Here is a 17,902-nt window from a genome sequence, read left to right as displayed (position 1 = left end):
GGCCCCGTCGCGTTGGACGACCGACCCTTTCGGCCCGCCGGTAACCCAACCGCCTCCGGCAACCGATCCGGGACGTCGCCTTCTCGCGGCGACCTGTCCGGCACCTCGGTGACCAGGTGCCCGTGGTTTCACGGGCGTTTCTCGGGGAAGAGCGCCGGGGCCTGGGAAACGCCGTACAGAATGTGGCCGAGGGGAGTGGAAATGGGGGACCGGATATGGACGTGAGGCGACGATTCACGCTATTGGCGGTAACCATGGCTACCACACCGTTGGTTGTCGCCGGCTGCACCGCCGCACCGAAGGCGATGAGGCCGGGCAAGGAGAAGAAGCCCCCGTCGCTGACCGTCACACCGTCGGACCACGCGAAGGACGTGCCGATCAGCGCCGAGGTGGGCGCCACCGTCAGCGGCGGGAAGATTACCGCGGTCCGGCTCACCGACGACAAGGGCGCGCAGGTGCCGGCGGAGCCACGGGAGGACGGCTCCAGCTGGGTGCCGACCAAGCCGTTGCAGAATTCACGGACGTACACCGCGGAGGTGACCGCGAAGGGCGATTCCGGGAAGTCCGCCACGCAGAAGACGACCTTCACCACGGCGGGCGCGTCGGACAGGTCGCAGATCACCAGCACGCTCTATTTGACCGACAACGAGACGTACGGGACGGCGATGCCGTTGGTCGTCAAGTTCGATCCGGCGATTCCGAAAGAGGCCAGGGCGGACGTGCAGCGACGATTGTTCGTGAAGACGGACCCGCCGCAGCCGGGCACGTGGTCGTGGATCGCGGATGGCACCCAGATCGAGTACCGGGCCCCCGATTTCTGGAAGTCGGGCACCAAGATCAACGTGCGGAGCGCCCTGCAGGGGCTACCGATCGGCAAGGACGCCATCGGTGACGCGGACCACACGGTGGCATCGAAGATCGGCCGGCAGGCCTCGCTCGACATCGACAACGCCACCAAACAGATGTCGGTCTATGAGGACGGCAAGCTGCTCCGGAAGGTTCCGGTGAGCCTCGGTAAGGAGAGCACACCGACTTCCAGCGGCAACATGGTGATCATGGAGAAGTTCGACCGGACCACGTTCGACACCCGGGGTGACCCGAACGGCGGCTACGTGGTCGACGTCGACGACGCGCAGCGCCTCACCTGGGGCGGCGAGTTCATCCACGCCGCGCCGTGGTCGGAGGGGGACCAGGGCAGCACCAACACCTCACACGGCTGCACCAACGTCTCGTCCACTGACGCGCACTGGCTGATGAGCGTCACCCAGGTCGGCGACCTGGTGACGGTCAGGGGCACCGAGGTGAAGTTGGACCAGGGTAACGGCTTCACGGCCTGGAACGTCAGCTGGGACGACTTCGCCAAGGGCAGCGCGCTGCCGGTGCCGGCCGGGCTCAAGCCCACGCAGAGCGCGACACCGCACCCGGGTGCGGTGGCCGGCGGGTCGGCGCCCGCACCCGCCCCGTCGGTGACCGGCGGCTGAGGACCTGGGGAGAACGACCGACGGACGGCCCGCCGAGGTGGCGGGCCGTCCGTCGCACGTGGTCCGGGGGACACCCTGAGCGTCTCGGGGTCCGACCCGGGACGAACCCGGATTCCGGGCCCGGCCAGGCGAAAATGTCGGGCCCGGCGGATAGGTTGACGGGCATGGGGCAGCACAGCGAGCGGTTCCACGTGGAGATCAGCGTGGCCGACGACGTGGTCGACGTCCGGGCGGTCGGCGAGATCGACATCGCCACGGTCGGGGCGTTCCGGGCGGCGCTCTGGGCCGCGCCCGCGCGGCCCGTGCTGCGGTTGGATCTGTCCGAGGTTCGGGTCCTGTCGGCGGCCGGGGTGCGCGCGCTGGTCGCCGCGCACCTGCGGGCCCGGGCCCGCGGCGGCGAGCTGCTGCTGGTCGACCCCGACCCGGTGGTCCGTCGGGTGCTGCGCGCCACCGGGCTGCACCGGGTGATGGCGATCGTGGAGTCGGCCCCGGCGGCGGAGCTGGTCCCGGCCTGACCGCCGGCCATCCCGGCAGGCGGCGCCAGGCCACCAACTATCCAGGACGGCGCCAGGGGCCGCCGACCACCCGGGACGGCGCCGGGGCCGCCGGCACGGGTGCCGACGGCCCCGGCGCGGGTCGGTCCGCGGTGTCAGCGGACGCCGAGCAGGTCCACCACGAAGATCAGCGTCTCGTTCGGCTTGATGACCCCTCCGGCGCCCCGGGCGCCGTAGCCCAGGTGCGGCGGGATGGTCAGCTTGCGCCGGCCGCCGACCTTCATCCCGACCACGCCCTGGTCCCAGCCGGCGATGACCTGCCCGCCGCCGAGCGGGAACTCGAACGCCTCGCCCCGGTTCCACGAGGCGTCGAACTCGCGGCCGGTCGAGTGGGACACGCCGACGTAGTGCACGTTGGCGAGCTGGCCGGGGCGGGCCTCCGGGCCCTCGCCGACCGTGATGTCCTCGATGACAAGATCGGCGGGCGGCGCCCCCTCGATCGGGCCAACCTCGGGCTTCTCCATGCCGTGTCTCCTCGGTGCTTTCGGGTGCAATCTCCGTCGATCCTGCCGGATCGTGACCGGCCGATACGCGTCGGTCCCCGCCGCGACGGCGGCGGGGACCGGTGGACGGACGAGATGGCGGGCGCCACCTTCGGTGACGCCCGCCCGGTGGGTACTGCCTCACCTGAGCCAGGGGAGCCGCTGGACGATGGGGAGCTTCGCCCAGGCCCGGCCGAGTCCGAGGGTGTTGCCGGCGCCGACGAGGGCCAAGCCGGCGAGCAGACCCGCGTAGACCAGGTGGTCGTCCATGAACGGGTTGTTCGCGGGAGGCAGCACGACCGTCCACATCATGACCAGCAGGAGCCCGCCGGCGACCGCGGCGACCCGCATCCCGATCCCCACGACCAGGGCGACGCCGATGGCCGCCAGTCCGATCATGAACAGCCAGTCCGCCCAGGCCGCCCCGGCGATCCCGTGGTAGAGGCCCTCGAACGGGCCCTTGGCACCGAAGGTCAGGAAGCCCTTGGTGGGGCTGCCGCCGTTGAGCCAGGCGTTCTTCGCCGTGGTCTCGTGCCCCAGGCCGAACATCTTGTCCAGGAAGGCCCAGAGGAAGATCCAGCCGAGGGCGATCCGCAGCCCGGCGAAGACGTACCGGGTGGCCTTCTGCCGGATGGTCTCGACCTGGCGGGTGGTCTGCACCGCCGGAGCGACGGTGTTGGCGGTGATCCGCTCGACAGTCGCGGTCATGGTCTCCACGTCCCTTCCCATGCCTCGCACCGCGCTTCCCGGTGGCATCTTCACTCCACCTCCGCCGCTGTCGTGCGGCCAGGGTCGACCGGGCCGCTCCTGACCGGGACCTTGGACCCGTCCGGGCCCGGCCCGGACGGCCTTACCCGGCCTGCCGATCGCCTCTGACGAGGGTGGACGCCCCCGCCCTACCGTCGTGATCGAAACACCGGACCAGGAGGTCGTGATGCGTACATGGCAGGTGGGCGACGTGATGACCAGGGACGTCGCGACGGTGGGGGAGGAGAGACCGTACCGTCAGATCGTCGATGTGCTGATCCGGCGGGCCGTCAGCGCCGTGCCGGTGGTGGACGGCCACCGCCGGGTGCTGGGCCTGGTCTCCGAGGCGGACCTGCTGCACAAGGTGGAGCGGGCCGGGCAACCCGACGAGCGGCGGGTCTTCGAGGGGCGGCGCCGGCGTACCGCCCGGGAGAAGGCGGGCGCGCTGCTCGCCCGGGACCTGATGACCGCGCCGGCGGTGACCACGTACCCGCAGGCGTCGCTGCCGGCGGCGGCCCGGCTGATGGACCGCGAGGCAGTCAAGCGGCTGCCGGTGCTGGACGACCTCGGCCGGTTGGTCGGTATCGTGACCCGTGGCGACCTGCTGCGGGTGCACCTGCGCACCGACGCGGAGATCCGCGAGGACGTGGTCCAGGAGGTGCTGCGTCGGGTGCTCGCGGTGCGGGACGGCCTGGTCACCGTCCAGGTCCGTGACGGTGCGGTCACTCTGGACGGCCGGTTGGACCGGCGTGGCGCCGTCGAACTCGCCGGCCGGCTCGCCGCCCAGGTCAGCGGTGTCGTGCAGGTTCACAACGCCATCGCGTACGACGTGGACGACGGCACGCTGAGGGAGCTGGATCCGGTGCATGCCACGCCGGTCGCCTGACCGTCGGCCGGCCGGCCCCGACCGGGCCGGCCGGCCGCTGCGGCGAGCGGGATTGTCCGCCCGGTCCGGTGGTCAGACGGTGTCGGCGAGCTGGGCGGCGAGCAGCGCGGGCGCCTCGGCGAGCGACGGGCCGTACCAGGTCAGGTGGCGGCCCGAGACGAGCGCGGCCGGTATGCCCGGGAACGCCTCCGGCCCGTCCTGCGCGGTGAACCGGTACGGCTCGTCCGGCAGTACCACCAGCTCGGGCGCCCGGGCGCGCAACTCGTCCAGGCTCGGGCGGGGGTAACGCTCCGCGTGGTCGGCCCACTGGTTGGCGACGCCGAGCCGGCGCAGCACGTCACCGGCGAAGGTGTCCCGGCCGAGCACGATCCACGGCCGCCGCCACACCGGCACGACCGCGTCGCGCGGTGCCGCCGGGCCGGGCGGCGCGGCCCAGGCGAGGCGGGCGTCCCGCAGCCAGTCCGGCTCAGCCGGCACCCCGATCGCCGTCAGCAGCTCGCCGAGCTGGGCCAGCGCCTCGGGCACCGTACGGGGAAACGTGACCCAGACCGGTACGCCGGCCGCCCGCAGGGCGTCGGCGTCGGCGAGCCGGTTCTCCTCCTCGTTGAGCAGGACCAGGTCGGGCCGGAGAGCGAGCACCCGGTCCAGGTCCGGGTATTTGCTGCCGCCGACCCGGTCGACGTCCAGCCCGGCCGGATGGGTGCACCAATCGGTCGCGCCGACCAGCACCTCGGGCCGGGTCAGCGCCACCGCCTCGGTCAACGACGGCACCAGTGACACCACCCGCACGACGGCTCCCTTCCTCGCTGCGGAGCATCCTCGCGTACCGAGGGCGTCCACCGTCGGGCGGGCCGGTCAGTGCGGTGCCGCGTCCACCACCGCCGTCACGTCCAGATGGGCCGGGCGGCAGCCGAGGGTCGCCGCGAACCGCCGGACCGCGGCGTCGACGTGGGCGCGGGTCGTGCCGAGGTCGGCGGAGGCAGCCAGCCGCACCTCGACCCAGACGTCCGGCTGGCCGACCGGGCCGGTGAGCAGCACCCGGGCCCGGTGCACGCCCTGCGCCCGGAGCAGATCGCGCTCCAGCGCGCCGGTCAACACCTCACACGCCACCCGGGTACGCCCACCACCGTTCCCCGGATGGGTCAGGGTGCCGGCCAGCCGGCCCGGCGCCCGCAGCCCGGCGGCGAGCAGGCGTTGCCCGAGCAGGGCCAGCAGCACCCCGCCGACCGCCACCGCGAGGGCGCTCCACGGCGTACCGGCCTGCCACCAGGTGACCGGCCCGGCCCCGAGCAGCGGGGCGCCCCCGCCGGGCAGCCAGCCCAGCCCGACCGCGGACGCGACCCCGCCCGCCGCGACGAGCAGCAGGGCGAGCACCGTCCAGAGCAGCCGGTGGGCGGCGTTGCTCACGTCGTTCGCCGGGTGGGGAGGAGCCGGACCTCGATCGGGCCACGGCACGGGGCGGCCAGTCGGTCGAGTTCCCGGCGCAGCGCGAACTCCACGTCGGCGCGGGCCTCCGGGTCGCCGGTGGCGGTCACCCGGGGCCGCCACATGTCCCCGTGCGGGCGGACGCGCACCCGGGCCCGTCGGACGCTCGGCACGGTGCGGGCCGCCCGAGCCAGCCGCCGTTCGACCGAACGGCGGTGCCAATGCCAGCCGTCGTTCTCGGCGAGGCGTAGCCGGACCGGGCGCCACCGGCGCAGCTGCGCGACGAGCGCGACCACACCGAGCAGGGTGACGCCTGCGGCGACCGCCCGGACCGGGGCGTCCTGCCAGTGGGTGGTGGTGAGCGTGGCGTACCACCGGCGGACCGGCGAACCGGGGTGCCCGGCGGCGGCGAGCAGCGCCCCGACCGCGACGAGCGTCCCGCCGGCGAGCAGGGCGACGGCGAGCAGCAGGGTGGCGATGCGGTTGACCGTCCGCACGTCAACCGCCGGCCGTCGGGCCGGCGCTCATGTCGCCTCCAGGAGCGTTGGCGTCGGCCCTCGGCTCCGGGCCCGCCGCGTCGGGCAGGCGCAGGTCCACCACCGTGACGGTGACCGTCTCGACGGTGAGACCGGCGTCCGTCTCGACCCGGGCGGCGACCCGGGCGCGTACCGCCTCGGCGACCGTCGGAAGGTGGGTGCCGTGGTCGACGACCAGGTCCAGGTCGATCCGGACGACGCCCCCGTGCGCGCGGACGGTCGCGGCGGCGCCGGTGGCGCCCGGCAGGCCTTCCGCCGCCTCCTCGACCAGCCGGCCGGTGTGCTCCTCGCTCCACGGTCGCGCCGGGGCGCCGGCGTGCCTGCGGCCCAGCCCGCAGCCCCCGCCGTCGGCGCTACCGAGACCGGGCGCGGACGCGCCGCGCCGGGGCAGGGCGTTGGTCATCGTCGCGGCCTCGCTCAGCCTCGCCGGTCCGTGCCACGGTCGGCGAACCCGGGCGCGTTGACGTCACCGTCGAGGACCCGGACCAGGAGCCAGCCGACGAGCCCGGCCAGGGCGGCTGCTGCGGCGGCGCCGGCGCCGCCGAGCGCCCAGACCACCACCAGGAGAAACCCAGCGAGGAACCCGAACTGCTGCCGCGTCATGCCCACCTCCGCCCAGCGACGACCGACCGGACCGGCGTGGCGTACCCGTTTCCGTGCCGCGCAGTCATCGCCGACGGCCCGAGCTTTCGCAAGCCGGGGAGGTGGTGTCCGTGGTCGATCGACGGCCTAGACTCGGGCGTCGATCGAGCGATGGATGGATCTAGCGAAGATGACGAGTACCGGCAGCGTGGCGGTTTCCTGGCTGCGTCCGATCACGGCCGGGCCCGCCCCGCTGCTCACCCGGGTTGGCCACGTCGGGTACGCGTCGCGGCGGCTGGGTGAGCTGGTGCAGGGGCGGCCGCCGGGCATCACCGGGCACCAGTGGAGCAGCGCCCTCCGGGAGAGCTTCGACCAGGTGGTCTGCGCGGCCGACAGCGGCCGTCCGGTCTTCGCCGTGCAGGTCGCGCCGCCGCCTGCCGGCTCCGCCGCCCGCCGTGCCGAGCGGATCACGAGTGTGGTCTGCGACGCCGTCGGCCTGCCGGTGCTGCGGGTCGAGTCGGCGACGCTGTGCGGCGCCGACCATGCCCGCCGTCTCGTCGAGTACGTCATCGACGCGCGGAGCTACGCCGCCGGCTCGGCGCCGGAGAGCGGGTACGTCGTCGAGTTCCGGGAGATCGTCGGCCGGCTGCCGGACGGCCGCAGCGGGCCGGTGAACGATCTCGGGGCGCTGGCCCGGGCCGCCGTCGTCGAGGCGTACGTCGAGCGTCGGCTCGCCGATCCGATCGTCCGCGGCATGCACGTGCGGTGGGCGGGCGGCCCGGCCGAGGGGTGGAGTTGGGTCGAGGTGCGGCCCGGCCGGTGCCTGGTCGAACGGGTCGACCTGTTCGCGCAGCGGTTCTCCTGCGGCGTGGATCCGGGCCAACTCGCCGAGGACCTGGCCGCCGTGGCGGTGGGGGAGCGGCTGCGCGACCTCGACGCCGTCGAGCCGTCGCTGGTCGACCGGGACGAGTTGCGTGGGCGTCTCCGGATGCTGGCCGCACGGCGGGACGAGCTCGACGGCGGCTTCGCCTTCGACCACCTCTGCGCCGACTGACCGCCCGCGCGCCGCCCGGGTCGTGTCCCGGCTGACACCGGGCGGTGCCGGCCGGGCATGGGTCACACCGGCGCGGTCGCGGGCCGGGCGTGGGTCACACGGGCGCGGTCGCGGGCACGGGCCGGGCCGGTTGCGGCGCGGGTGCCCGGAGCGTCTCGATCCGGCGGGTACGGGCCGGACCGGCGAGCAGGTTGCCCACCGCGACCAGCAGGGCCAGTCCGCTCAGCCCGAGCCAGAGCACGGTAACCCCGAACCACCCGGTGACCAGGCCACCGAGCGTCGGGCCGGCGAAGCTGGCGAAGGCGTACCCCAGTGAGTAGACGCCCTGGTAGCGGCCGCGCTGCGCGGCCGGGGAGAGGTCGGCGCTGAGCGCCGAGTTGGCGGGCGTCATCATCATCTCGCCGAGCGTCCAGATCAGGACGCTGAGCCCGTAGAACGGCACGGTGTGGGCCATGGCGGTGACCGTGAACCCGACGCCGACCACCACCGCCGCCACCGCGATCGTGCGGTTCCGGTCGAAGCGGGCGATCAGCCGGGGCACGAACAACTGTCCCGCCACGATCATCAGCCCGTTCACCGCGATGACCGGCCCGTACGCCGACGCGGGCAGCCCATCGGCCTGCAGTGCCACCGGCAGCATCGCGTTCGCCTCGATGCAGAGCCAGATCAGCCCGGTCAACGCGGTGAAGGTGAGGAAGACCCGGTCGCGCAGCACCGCGCCGAGCCCGCCTCGGTCGGCCCGTACGCGGGGCCCGACGGCCTCCGGGGCCGGCCGGGACTCCGGCACCTTCAGGGCGATCAGGGTGGCGGTGCCGAGCAGCACGGCCGCGTTGATCGCGAAGAGCAGCAGCGGGTCGACGCGGATCAGCACGCCGGCCACGATGGCGGCCACCGAGAAGCCGATGTTGATCGCCCAGTAGTTCAAGGTCAGTGCCCGCAGCCGGTCGCGTTCGCCGACCACGTCGATGATGGTGGCGGTGAAGGCGGGCCGGGCCACGCCGAGGAAGAGCCCGAGGGTGAGGGTGAGCGCCGCGATGGCGACGGGGTGCCCGGCCAGTCCCATCCTGGCGGCGGTGGCCGCGGCGGCGACGTTGCCGAACAGCATCGCCGGCCGCCGTCCCCACCGGTCGGCGACGATGCCACCGACCAGCGTGCCGAGCGCGCTGCCGGCACCGTGCAACCCGATCACCATGCCCGCGTACGACGGGTCGAAGTGGCGCACCGAGACCAGGTAGACGCCGAGGTAGATGGCGACGAAGCTGCCCAGCCGGTTGATCAGCGTGGCGGTCCACAGATACCAGAACGTACGGGGCAACCCGCCCCCGGTCTGCCGCCACCACGTCACCATGCGCCATCCCCCGTGCGTCGTTCGTGTAATGAGCTCCGGCCGTGCCGGTCATTACAACCTAGGGGTACGACGGGGGGTCGGTCACCGGGCGATCATGGTGGCGCGGCTCACGGTCGGGGTGGTTGCCGGATGGCCGGCACACTCCGCCGGGGTGAAAATTGTCAACGTTGAAAACGCCAACCGGGGCCACGCCGATTTCTCAGCGTGACCCCGGTGTGCCCGACGGTGAACCAGGAGGGCTCGGCGGTTCTCAGCGGTTCTTGTAGGCCTCCACCACGGAGACCGGGATGCGGCCCCGCTCGGAAATCTCGTAGCCGTTCTTCGTGGCCCATTCCCGGATGGCGCGGTTCTGCTCGCGGTCCATTCCGGAGGTGGCCGGGCGCGCCGGCCGCCGCGCTGCGCGTCCAGCCTCCAGCGGTCCACGCCCGATCCGTCGGCCAGCGCTGATGTACGGGTCCAGCGCCTTGCGCAGGACGCCGGCGTTCTCGTCCGAGACGTCGATCGTGTACGTCACGCCGTCCAGGCCGAACTCGACGGTCCGATCGGCCTTTCCGCCGTCGAGGTCGTCGGTCAGAACCGTGATTACTTTCCTTGCCATCGCCATTGCTCCTTGTGTCGGGCAGGGTCCGGCTAAGAGTTTGACCTACGGCGCGGCAAATTCGCAACAATATCGGTCGTTCGCCATTCGGTGGGTCGGCTAATCCCGTGCCGGGAATGGCGGGCCGACGCGCTGCGTTCCGCCACCGAAGGCGTCGGGAAGTGGGGTGGGTCACAAGCTGGCGCGGGTCGCCCGCACCGCTGGCGGGAGGCGGCGGGAGAGTCAAATCTGAGCCGAACTCACATCCATCGAGCCGGGTAACGGTTGCCGAATTCCGGCCGAACCTGAGCATCTGTCACTATCGTGATGTTCTGGTCCGCTTGCCCCTCGGAACCTTGCGTCCTCGCGCAGGACCCGGCGATGGTGCCGTTGGCCGGGACCCGGTCTGGTTGGCTCGGGGCGAGCGGCCGGCGAAGATGAGGCGAATTCGGCTCGGCGATCAGTGATCCTCGCATTTCTCGGGTGGATCACCGCCTGAATGGCGCGACGGGGCCGAGGGTGAGGCGTGTTCGCGTCAGTGGAATCCGTGCCACGGGTTGCTGAAAATTGTTCTGTGATCTGCTTGGCTGTCGTCGGCGCGCCGTTCTGCGCTGCTAGCCTGGCGTCGATCGACGCATTTGATTGCCAGTCATTCGGCGCAGCGATCGCTTTGTGGAAGGAGCCTCACGTGTTCCCGCGGCCATCACACGGAGTCGAGCATCGATCCGTGATCAGGAACCTGGCTCGTGGTTTCGCGCTGGTGGGCGGTGTGGCCTGGCGAGCGTGCTCGCCCTGACCAGCCCAGCATCCGCCCAGCACAGCGGGCCCGCCAGCGCCCACGTCGTGGCCTTGCCACCCGCGTCCGGCGGTGCCCAAGCGGCGCCTGTCGCCCTCGCTGGCGTGACGGCCGCGACCGGGCAGCCCGAGAGTGGGGTGGGTGCAATTTCGCCGACGATTTCACCGGCGGCCCACCGAGTGCGGCACGTGTCGAACCCCGACACCACCAGTTGTCCCCCGGGGAACCTCTGAGCCTTGGGTGGGATCCGACGACCAGCGACTGGAAGGTGTTCGACCTCTATTCCTGCAACCTGTACCATCTGTCCTATTGGCAGGGCGCGGGTAGCTACGACAACGAACAGACCGGCGGTGTTCGCGTGACCTTCTACGGCCAGAGCGGCAACGTCCTGAAGACCTTCACGGCCAAGGGTAAAGGCACCCAGAACTGGGACGCGGTCTGGTCGATCCGCAACTGCTGAAGCCGGACGTGCATTTCCCGGGTCGGCCTCGATCAGCGGGATCAAGGCCGACCCGGGTTCTTCGTGAAAACGGCTCCAGAACCGTGCTCGGAAGTTCTACCGGCGCTCGCCGTCGCCGTCCCGGTCCCGGCGTACGGTCGCCTTACGGCCCTTGATGGTGCTGTCCCGCAGCCCCCGGATCACCTCGTCCGCGAGCGCGGACGGGACCTCCACCAGGGAGAAGCGGTCGGCGATCTCGATCGAGCCGATGTCCCGGCCGCTGGCCCGGGTCTCCCCGGTGATCGCCCCGACCAGGTCCTGCGGCCGGACCCCGGCGCGCCGGCCCAGCCCGATGAAGACCTGCGTCGTACCGCCCGCACGGGGCCGCCCGCCGCCGCGTCGCTCCCGGCCTTCGTACCCCGGTCGGACCTCCCGGGTCGGACGGACCGCGACCTGCGGGATCTCCTCCTCCTCGTCCGTGGTCCCGGGCAGGGTGGCCTCGTGAGCCAGCTTCACCGCGGCGAGTGCCACCTCCATCAGGTCGAACTCGTCGGTCAGCGACTCCACGATCGCCCGGAACGGCTCCAGGTCGTCCTCCAGCAGCGACTCCCGCAGCGCGGCCTGGGTCAGCTCCAGCCGCCGGGTCCGCAGGTCCGCCACCGTGGGGATCTTGTCGACGGCGATCCGCTGGCCGGTGACCCGCTCGATGGTCTTGAGCATCCGGTGCTCACGCGGCTCGGCCAGGGTGATCGCCACGCCCTCCCGGCCGGCCCGGCCCACCCGGCCGATCCGGTGCACGTAGGACTCGGGCGCCGACGGGACGTCGTAGTTGACCACGTGGGTGAGCTGCTCGACGTCCAGGCCGCGGGCCGCCACGTCGGTGGCCACCAGGAGGTCGGCGGTGCCCGCCCGCAGCCGGCCCATCACCCGGTCCCGCTGCTCCTGGCTCATCCCGCCGTGCAGCGCCTCGGCCCGGTAGCCCCGGCCGTTCATCGTCTCGGTGAGCCGGTCCACCTCCTCCCGGCTGCGGCAGAACACGATCGCCGCGGTCGGCGACTCCACGTCCAGCACCCGGCCCAGCGCGGCCGGCTTGTGCGCCCGCGCCACGATGTACGCGCTCTGCCGCACCCGGGGCGCCTCGCCGGCCACCGGCCGCTCGCGTTCGATCTGGATGCGGACCGGATCGGTCAGGTGCTGGCGGGCCAGCCCGTCGATCCGGGCCGGCATGGTCGCCGAGAAGAGCACCGTCTGCCGGTCGGCCGGGGCGTGCTCCAGGATCGCCTCGATGTCCTCGGCGAAACCCATGTCGAGCATCTCGTCGGCCTCGTCCAGCACCACCGTGGTCAGCGAACCCAGCCGCAGGGTGCCCCGGGCGATGTGGTCCAGCGCCCGACCCGGCGTCGCCACCACCACGTCCACGCCCAGGTCGAGGGCGCGCAGCTGCCGGCCGATCGGCTGGCCGCCGTAGATCGGCAGGACCCGGGTGCCCAGGTCCTTGCCGTACCGGTGGAACGCCTCGGAGACCTGCACCGCCAGCTCCCGGGTGGGCACCAGCACCAGCGACACCGGATCCCCACCGGGCCGGTCGTCGGGCATCCGCTGCAACAGCGGCAGGGCGAAGGCGGCCGTCTTGCCCGTGCCGGTCGCCGCCTGCCCGAGCAGGTCCTGGCCGGCGAGCAGCGGCGGGATCGCCTCCCGCTGGATCGGGGTGGGTTCCTCGTAGCCGAGCGCGGCCAGCGCGCCCAGCAGTTCGGCGCGCAGCCCGAGATCCGCGAAGGTGGTTGCCGCGTCGGCGGCGTCGGGGGTGGTGGTGTCGGTCGGCGTTGGTGCGGAACTCATGGGCCAAGCCTTTCATCACCGCCCGCGGGCCGTCGCGGCGACCGGCACAACCGTCGGCATGGCCACTTTCCGCCCGCGGTCAGCGCGCCTCGACCGGCATCCGGGCCTCGGCGAGCAGCGCCGGGCCGGCGTACGCCACCGGAGGAGGCGCCGGTGCCGGACGCAGGGCCGCCAGCTGCTCGGCGCTGAGCGCGTACACCACCCGGCCCAGGCCGGAGCGCTCGATCGCCGTCGCGCACATGCCGCACGGCTGGCAGCTCGTGTACATGGTGGCGACGGCGGCCGCCTCGGCGGGCAGGTGCCGGGCCGCCCAGCGGGCCAGCTTCAGCTCCGGATGCGCGGTGATGTCGTCGTCGGTGCGCTCGGTGTTGACCTCCTCGGCCAGCACCCGCCCCTCGGTGTCGACCAGCAAAGAGCCGAACGGTCCGTCTCCCGCGTCCCGGGCGGCGGCGGCCAGCTCGATGGCCCGGCGCAGATGACGTTCGTCGGTTTCGGTCAGCACACTCATTCCGTGGGCATTCCCCACGGGACGTCGCGGCACACCGCCGACGGATAGCCTGACGGCGTGCGTACGGTCGAACTGCTCTGCTCGCCGGAGCTGGAAGAGGCGGTGCGGGCAGCCTGGCACCGGCTGGCCGAGGCCGGGCTGCCCAGCCTGGCGCGCAACATCCACCCGACCAACCGCCCACACCTGACCCTAGCCTCGGTCGACGAGTTCCCACCCGGCACCGAGCAGCGTCTCGCCGACCTCTGCGCCGCGGCGCTGCCCCTGCCCACCCGCCTCGACCGGGTGGCGGTGCTGAGCGGGAACGCCCCGCTGGTCTGGCTCGTCCGGCCCGGCCCTCAGCTGTTCGCCCTGCACGGCGCGGTCTGGGACGTGCTCGCCGAGGCCCCCGGCCCGCACCCGTGGCACCTGCCCGGGCGCTGGGTCCCGCACCTGAGCCTGGCGCTGCGGTTCGGCGACGCCGACCGGCGTCGAGCCCGGGCGGTGGCCGGGCTCGACCGCCCCGCCGGGGAGTTCGTCGCGGCGCGCAGCTTCGACAGCGACACCCGCGCGGTCAGCGACCTGACCGCGACGGGTCCGCGCCTGAGCGGCTGACGTGCGGCCCGGGCCGAACCGTGCCCGTGCCAGCATCAGGACATGACACCGATCGGCACCGACGGCCGCTCACTGGCCGGGCTCGCCGCGCTGCTCGCCGACCGTACCCGGGCCAGCTTCTGCCTGGCCCTGCTCGACGGGCGGGCCTGGACGGCGGGGGAGCTGGCCCGGGCCGTCGGGGTGGTGCCCTCCACCGCGAGCGACCACCTCACCCGGCTGGTGCGCGGCGGGCTGCTGCTGGAGGAGCGGCAGGGCCGGCACCGGTACGTCCGCCTCGCCGACGCGTCGGTGGCCCAGCTCATCGAGGATCTGGCCGGGCACGCGCCCGCCGCTCCGACCCCGCCGCGCACGCTACGCGCTGCCTCGGCCGGTGCCGCCCTGGCGTACGCCCGGACCTGCTACGACCACCTGGCCGGCCGGCTCGGCGTGCTGTTGCACGACGCGCTGCTGGCCCGGGGCTTGCTGGACCGGACGAGTGGGCTCGCGCTCAGCTCGGCCGGTGTGCAGTGGCTGGCCGGAATCGGCGTGCCGGTCGAGCCGCTGCGCGCCGCCCGCCGGCCGCTGGTCCGCGACTGCCTGGACTGGACCGAGCGCCGCCCGCACCTGGCCGGAGCGCTCGGCGCGGCGCTGTGCGGTCGCTTCCTCGACCTCGGGTGGACGGTACGCGGCGCCGGCCGGGCGATCCGCCTCACCCCGGCCGGTCGGCCGGCCCTCGCCGCGGCCCTCGGCGTCGCCGCGGCGGAGCTGGCCCCGCCCCGCGATGCCACCGCCCATCGCGCCTGAGTGCCCCCGCCGATGGTTCGGCCGAGGCCGAAGCAAACCGGCCCTATCGTCGGCGTCCCACCCTCCGTGTCGCCACGAGCATCGAGGTGAGCGTCCGATGAGCGACCGTGCCGCCGCTTTCCACGCCCTGCATCGGCCGGGCCGACCGCTGCTGCTGCCCAACGCCTGGGACCACTCCTCCGCCGCCGCCCTCGCCGCCCGAGGGCATTCCGCGATCGGCACCACCAGCCTCGGTGTCGCCGCGGTCGGCGGAAAGCCGGACGCGGCCGGCGCCACCCGGGCCGAGAACCTCGACCTCGCCCGCCGGCTGCGCGACCTGCCCGTGCTGCTCACCGTCGACATCGAGGGCGGCTTCAGCGATGACCCGGCGGCGGTGGCCGACTACGTCGCCGAGCTGGCCGCGCTTGGCGTGGTGGGAGTGAACGTCGAGGACGGCCGCCCGGACGGCAGCCTCGCGCCGCCGGAGCTGGCCGCCGCCAAGATCGCCGCGGTGAAGGACGCCGTGCCGGGGCTCTTCGTCAACGCCCGCACCGACGCCTGGTGGCTCGACGTGCCCGAGCCGCGGTACGAGGCCCTGCTCCGGGCTCGGGCGTACCGCGAGGCGGGCGCCGACGGCCTGTTCGTACCCGGGGTGCCGGACGACACCGTCGGGCTGCTCGCGGCGCAGGCCGGCCGTTGAACGTGCTGCACCGCCCGGGCGGGCCCGGCCTGGCCGAGCTGGGCCGGCTCGGGGTGGCCCGGGTCAGCACCGGCTCTCTGCTGTTCCGGGCCGCGCTCGGCGCGGCGCTGGATGCCGCCGACGCGATCCGGGCCGGCCGCGAGGCCGACCTGTCCGCCGTGCCCTCGTACGGATGGGTGCAGGAGCTGACCGGGCGGTTCCGGACCGACGGCCCCAGCTGATGCCGCTCGCCTTCCTTTGGGGGGATACGGGAAAATTGTTCGCGGAACACCCAATCTCGGCTACTACGGTGTGTTCAGTATCAATCACGCCGTGGCCAGCCTGGAGAGGGGACCGACCATGCGAGTGCCCAGCCGAAGCCCCGGCCAGCAGCCCGGTCCCGCGGTCGCGTCCACCGCTCCCGGCCACCGACGCCCCTCGGCCGCCGGCCGACGCCCGGACACTCGGGTGCCGGACCTGGCCACCTACCGGACGGCGGTGGCGGAGCTGCTGGTCGAGGCCGGCGCCCTGGCGGACGCCCCGTCGACCAACGCCCGCCAGGTGCTGTTGGACCAGCGGCTGCGCGAGCCGGCCATCGCCACGGTCCTCGACGCCACGCCGCAGGGGCTCATCGGCGCCCGGGAGACCCTGCTGCTGGAACTGGCCCGCCACCAGTCCGACGCCCACCGCACGGCGCGCGACCTCACCGCGCTGATCCGGATCTACCTGCTCACCCGCATCGACGTGATGTGGTGGCGGGACACCCCTGCCTTCCTCACCGACCGGCAGGTCGACACCAGCATCGACCTGGTGGACCTGGAATGGCTGCGCCGACGCGGTCTGCTCGCCTTCCGCTACCAGGAGCAGCCCACGACCCTCGCCGGCCGCGGGTGGCGGGCCGTGCGGCGGCTGCTGCCGGACGCCACCCCGCGCACCGCGGGGTTGGTGTTCCGCCGTACCCGGCGCGAGGTGGTGGCCCTCCTCAACGACATCGCTCGGCAGTTCGCGCTGGCCACCCCGCAGGGCACCCCGCCGCTCTGGGTCACCAGCATGGCCCGCAGCGCCGAGCACCAGTATCGGCTGCGCCGCCTCGGGCACCCCGCCACGATGCCCAGCGGGCACTGCCTCGGCTGGGCGGCCGACCTGGAGATGGCCTGGTTCCGCCGTTTCGGCGCCCGGGACACCCTGGCGGATCTGCTGCTGGCCCGGCAGGCGGCCGGTGAGATCAACGTGGTCGACGAGGGGCAGACCTGGCACGTCTGCCTCGCGCCCGCCGCCCGTGCCCGCCTCCGCCGGGCGTACGAGGCCGAAATGAGCGTTTGACTGCTCCTGGACAGCCCGGTGGACAACCGTCGCCGCCGCCTCTAACGTCCTCGGGCATGCGCCGGATCCTCCTCGCCACCGGTCTCGCCCTGCTGCTCGCCGGCACCGGCTGCGCGGCCAGCGAACGCGTCCCAACGCCGTCCGCGGCCGGCGCGCCGACCGCATCGCGGCAGGACGCCGGCCAGGTCGAGCGGACCCTGGCCAGCCTCCGCAAGGTCGACGACCTGCCGCTGTACGAGATGACCTACGTCGGCGACTACGACCCGACGGTCGGCATCTCCGGCGACACCGAGGCGATCCCGTTCGGCTGTTCGCTGTTCGCCGCGCTCGGCGACCGGAGCCGCCCGCTGTTCGGGCGCAACTTCGACTGGGAGCCGAACCCGGCGCTGGTGCTGCGCACCGACCCGCCCGACGGGTACGCCTCGATCTCCCTGGTGGACATGTCGTACCTCGGCGTCGAGGACGATCCGACCGGGGACCGTCGCCTGCTCAACGCGCCGCTGCTGCCGTTCGACGGGATGAACGAGCGCGGCCTGGCCGTGGGGCTGGCCGCCGACGACGGGGCGACCGCGCGGCCGCTGCCGGGCCGTCCGATGGTGGGTTCGGTACGCATCCTCCGGCTGGTGCTGGACGAGGCCGCCACCGTGGACGAGGCGATCGCCGTGTTCGAGCGGTACAACCTCGACTTCAACGGCGGGCCGCCGCTGCACTACCTGCTCGCCGACGCCACCGGCGCCTCGGCGGTGGTCGAGTTCGTCGACGGCGCGATGCGCGCGGAGCGGGGCCGGGGCACGTGGCAGGCGCTGACCAACGTGCCCGCCGTCGGGGTGGCCGACCGCGACCTGCGCCGGGACCACCGGTACGGGCTGCTGGCCGAGGCGCTGGACCGGGCTGGCGGTGCGGTGGACGCGCCGACCGCGCTGCGGATGCTCGGCTCGGTGCGGCAGGCGCACACCCGCTGGTCGGTGGCGTACGGCCTGAAGACGGGCGAGGTGCGGCTGGTCACCGCCGGGGGCGGCGAGCGCGCCTACCGCCTGCCGATGAGCTGAGTCACTCCGGTGCTCCTCGCGGCACGCCGTTTGCCGCACACTGCTGGGGTGCCGCAGTCGCCGGAATGCGCGAGGGGGCCACGCCCGACCAGGGCCGCAGGCGTGCCTCGTCGGTGCATTTCGAGCTGAATCGATGGTGGTGTCAGGCGCCGCTCGACGTCGCCAGTGTTACGTCGAGCATGGCGAAGCCGTCGAGCACCACCCGCCGGGCGGCGGCGGTAAGCATCGATGGCCGGCCTGCCCC

General features: G+C 73.4%; 22 protein-coding genes. 11 read left to right on the top strand and 11 right to left on the bottom strand.

What is annotated here, in order from left to right:
* The first annotated feature begins 215 nt into the window (after positions 1-215).
* Positions 216-1,481, top strand: a complete 1,266-nt coding sequence (locus tag AB0C02_RS14475; protein ID WP_357548159.1) for an Ig-like domain-containing protein — start codon at positions 216-218, stop codon at positions 1,479-1,481.
* A gap of 164 nt (positions 1,482-1,645) precedes the next feature.
* Positions 1,646-1,996, top strand: coding sequence for an STAS domain-containing protein (locus tag AB0C02_RS14470; RefSeq protein ID WP_357548157.1), 351 nt, complete (start codon positions 1,646-1,648; stop codon positions 1,994-1,996).
* A gap of 134 nt (positions 1,997-2,130) precedes the next feature.
* Here the strand turns inward: AB0C02_RS14470 and AB0C02_RS14465 are convergent, their stop codons facing one another.
* Entirely contained in the window at positions 2,131-2,499 is a 369-nt protein-coding gene (locus AB0C02_RS14465) for an FKBP-type peptidyl-prolyl cis-trans isomerase (RefSeq protein ID WP_357548155.1), read from the bottom strand.
* Between the two features lie 159 nt (positions 2,500-2,658).
* On the bottom strand, positions 2,659-3,234 hold the full coding sequence (locus tag AB0C02_RS14460) for a hypothetical protein (RefSeq protein WP_357548335.1): 576 nt from the start codon (positions 3,232-3,234) through the stop codon (positions 2,659-2,661).
* 217 nt (positions 3,235-3,451) lie between these two features.
* On the opposite strand from AB0C02_RS14460, the gene AB0C02_RS14455 reads away from it, so the two are divergent.
* Positions 3,452-4,150 (top strand): CBS domain-containing protein, encoded by a 699-nt coding sequence (locus AB0C02_RS14455; protein WP_357548153.1) that lies wholly within the window; start codon positions 3,452-3,454, stop codon positions 4,148-4,150.
* A gap of 72 nt (positions 4,151-4,222) precedes the next feature.
* Here the strand turns inward: AB0C02_RS14455 and AB0C02_RS14450 are convergent, their stop codons facing one another.
* From AB0C02_RS14450 to AB0C02_RS14430, 5 genes are all read right to left on the bottom strand, one after another.
* Complete coding sequence (locus AB0C02_RS14450; RefSeq protein WP_357548151.1) at positions 4,223-4,939, bottom strand: helical backbone metal receptor; 717 nt, start codon at positions 4,937-4,939, stop codon at positions 4,223-4,225.
* 66 nt (positions 4,940-5,005) lie between these two features.
* On the bottom strand, positions 5,006-5,557 hold the full coding sequence (locus AB0C02_RS14445; protein WP_357548150.1) for a hypothetical protein: 552 nt from the start codon (positions 5,555-5,557) through the stop codon (positions 5,006-5,008).
* Entirely contained in the window at positions 5,554-6,072 is a 519-nt protein-coding gene (locus AB0C02_RS14440; RefSeq protein ID WP_357548149.1) for a hypothetical protein, read from the bottom strand. Before AB0C02_RS14440 ends, AB0C02_RS14445 begins: the two co-directional genes overlap by 4 nt.
* 1 nt (position 6,073) lies before the next feature.
* The gene (locus AB0C02_RS14435; protein ID WP_357548148.1) at positions 6,074-6,514 is read right to left on the bottom strand and encodes an Asp23/Gls24 family envelope stress response protein; all 441 of its coding nucleotides are present in this window, start codon (positions 6,512-6,514) and stop codon (positions 6,074-6,076) included.
* A 14-nt stretch (positions 6,515-6,528) separates the two neighbouring features.
* Positions 6,529-6,714, bottom strand: coding sequence for a hypothetical protein (locus AB0C02_RS14430; RefSeq protein ID WP_357548146.1), 186 nt, complete (start codon positions 6,712-6,714; stop codon positions 6,529-6,531).
* 169 nt (positions 6,715-6,883) lie between these two features.
* Between AB0C02_RS14430 and AB0C02_RS14425 the strand changes: the two genes are divergently transcribed.
* Entirely contained in the window at positions 6,884-7,747 is an 864-nt protein-coding gene (locus AB0C02_RS14425) for a hypothetical protein (RefSeq protein WP_357548144.1), read from the top strand.
* A gap of 94 nt (positions 7,748-7,841) precedes the next feature.
* Here AB0C02_RS14425 and AB0C02_RS14420 read toward each other — a convergent pair whose 3' ends face one another.
* On the bottom strand, positions 7,842-9,095 hold the full coding sequence (locus AB0C02_RS14420) for an MFS transporter (protein ID WP_357548143.1): 1,254 nt from the start codon (positions 9,093-9,095) through the stop codon (positions 7,842-7,844).
* A 250-nt stretch (positions 9,096-9,345) separates the two neighbouring features.
* The gene (locus AB0C02_RS14415) at positions 9,346-9,693 is read right to left on the bottom strand and encodes an Lsr2 family protein (protein WP_357548141.1); all 348 of its coding nucleotides are present in this window, start codon (positions 9,691-9,693) and stop codon (positions 9,346-9,348) included.
* 1,043 nt (positions 9,694-10,736) lie between these two features.
* Between AB0C02_RS14415 and AB0C02_RS14410 the strand changes: the two genes are divergently transcribed.
* Positions 10,737-10,928, top strand: coding sequence for a hypothetical protein (locus tag AB0C02_RS14410; RefSeq protein WP_357548138.1), 192 nt, complete (start codon positions 10,737-10,739; stop codon positions 10,926-10,928).
* 96 nt (positions 10,929-11,024) lie between these two features.
* On the opposite strand, the gene AB0C02_RS14405 is transcribed toward AB0C02_RS14410, so the two are convergent.
* Entirely contained in the window at positions 11,025-12,746 is a 1,722-nt protein-coding gene (locus AB0C02_RS14405; RefSeq protein ID WP_357548136.1) for a DEAD/DEAH box helicase, read from the bottom strand.
* 79 nt (positions 12,747-12,825) lie between these two features.
* A complete protein-coding gene (locus tag AB0C02_RS14400) occupies positions 12,826-13,248 on the bottom strand; it encodes a nucleoside deaminase (protein ID WP_357548134.1) in 423 nt (140 codons plus the stop codon).
* Positions 13,249-13,311: 63 nt separating this feature from the next.
* Between AB0C02_RS14400 and AB0C02_RS14395 the strand changes: the two genes are divergently transcribed.
* The 6 genes from AB0C02_RS14395 (at position 13,312) to AB0C02_RS14370 (ending at position 17,658) form a co-directional block, all read left to right on the top strand.
* Entirely contained in the window at positions 13,312-13,845 is a 534-nt protein-coding gene (locus AB0C02_RS14395; RefSeq protein ID WP_357548133.1) for a 2'-5' RNA ligase family protein, read from the top strand.
* Positions 13,846-13,887: 42 nt separating this feature from the next.
* Positions 13,888-14,628 carry a helix-turn-helix domain-containing protein gene (locus AB0C02_RS14390; RefSeq protein ID WP_357548132.1) on the top strand — a complete coding sequence of 247 codons (741 nt, stop codon included), beginning with the start codon at positions 13,888-13,890 and terminating at the stop codon, positions 14,626-14,628.
* Positions 14,629-14,725: 97 nt separating this feature from the next.
* Positions 14,726-15,307 (top strand): isocitrate lyase/phosphoenolpyruvate mutase family protein, encoded by a 582-nt coding sequence (locus AB0C02_RS14385; protein WP_357548130.1) that lies wholly within the window; start codon positions 14,726-14,728, stop codon positions 15,305-15,307.
* A 2-nt stretch (positions 15,308-15,309) separates the two neighbouring features.
* A complete protein-coding gene (locus tag AB0C02_RS14380) occupies positions 15,310-15,528 on the top strand; it encodes a hypothetical protein (RefSeq protein WP_357548332.1) in 219 nt (72 codons plus the stop codon).
* Between the two features lie 118 nt (positions 15,529-15,646).
* Positions 15,647-16,609, top strand: coding sequence for a hypothetical protein (locus AB0C02_RS14375; protein ID WP_357548129.1), 963 nt, complete (start codon positions 15,647-15,649; stop codon positions 16,607-16,609).
* A 56-nt stretch (positions 16,610-16,665) separates the two neighbouring features.
* On the top strand, positions 16,666-17,658 hold the full coding sequence (locus AB0C02_RS14370; protein WP_357548128.1) for a carcinine hydrolase/isopenicillin-N N-acyltransferase family protein: 993 nt from the start codon (positions 16,666-16,668) through the stop codon (positions 17,656-17,658).
* Positions 17,659-17,902: the final 244 nt, after the last annotated feature.

The organism is Micromonospora sp. NPDC048999 (genome assembly GCF_040649295.1).
Taxonomy (GTDB): domain Bacteria; phylum Actinomycetota; class Actinomycetes; order Mycobacteriales; family Micromonosporaceae; genus Micromonospora.
Note: the sequence above shows the minus strand (reverse complement) of the source record. Positions and strands in the feature narration are given on the sequence as shown.

Bases quoted from the DNA above. Each gene is read 5' to 3' on its own strand.
- AB0C02_RS14435 (WP_357548148.1), bottom strand. From the start codon at position 6,514: ATGACCAACGCCCTGCCCCGGCGCGGCGCGTCCGCGCCCGGTCTCGGT.
- AB0C02_RS14415 (WP_357548141.1), bottom strand. From the start codon at position 9,693: ATGGCAAGGAAAGTAATCACGGTTCTGACCGACGACCTCGACGGCGGA.
- AB0C02_RS14425 (WP_357548144.1), top strand. From the start codon at position 6,884: ATGACGAGTACCGGCAGCGTGGCGGTTTCCTGGCTGCGTCCGATCACG.
- AB0C02_RS14375 (WP_357548129.1), top strand. From the start codon at position 15,647: ATGCGAGTGCCCAGCCGAAGCCCCGGCCAGCAGCCCGGTCCCGCGGTC.
- AB0C02_RS14420 (WP_357548143.1), bottom strand. From the start codon at position 9,095: ATGGTGACGTGGTGGCGGCAGACCGGGGGCGGGTTGCCCCGTACGTTC.
- AB0C02_RS14390 (WP_357548132.1), top strand. From the start codon at position 13,888: ATGACACCGATCGGCACCGACGGCCGCTCACTGGCCGGGCTCGCCGCG.
- AB0C02_RS14475 (WP_357548159.1), top strand. From the start codon at position 216: ATGGACGTGAGGCGACGATTCACGCTATTGGCGGTAACCATGGCTACC.
- AB0C02_RS14455 (WP_357548153.1), top strand. From the start codon at position 3,452: ATGCGTACATGGCAGGTGGGCGACGTGATGACCAGGGACGTCGCGACG.
- AB0C02_RS14385 (WP_357548130.1), top strand. From the start codon at position 14,726: ATGAGCGACCGTGCCGCCGCTTTCCACGCCCTGCATCGGCCGGGCCGA.
- AB0C02_RS14405 (WP_357548136.1), bottom strand. From the start codon at position 12,746: ATGAGTTCCGCACCAACGCCGACCGACACCACCACCCCCGACGCCGCC.
- AB0C02_RS14430 (WP_357548146.1), bottom strand. From the start codon at position 6,714: ATGACGCGGCAGCAGTTCGGGTTCCTCGCTGGGTTTCTCCTGGTGGTG.
- AB0C02_RS14370 (WP_357548128.1), top strand. From the start codon at position 16,666: ATGCGCCGGATCCTCCTCGCCACCGGTCTCGCCCTGCTGCTCGCCGGC.
- AB0C02_RS14465 (WP_357548155.1), bottom strand. From the start codon at position 2,499: ATGGAGAAGCCCGAGGTTGGCCCGATCGAGGGGGCGCCGCCCGCCGAT.
- AB0C02_RS14470 (WP_357548157.1), top strand. From the start codon at position 1,646: ATGGGGCAGCACAGCGAGCGGTTCCACGTGGAGATCAGCGTGGCCGAC.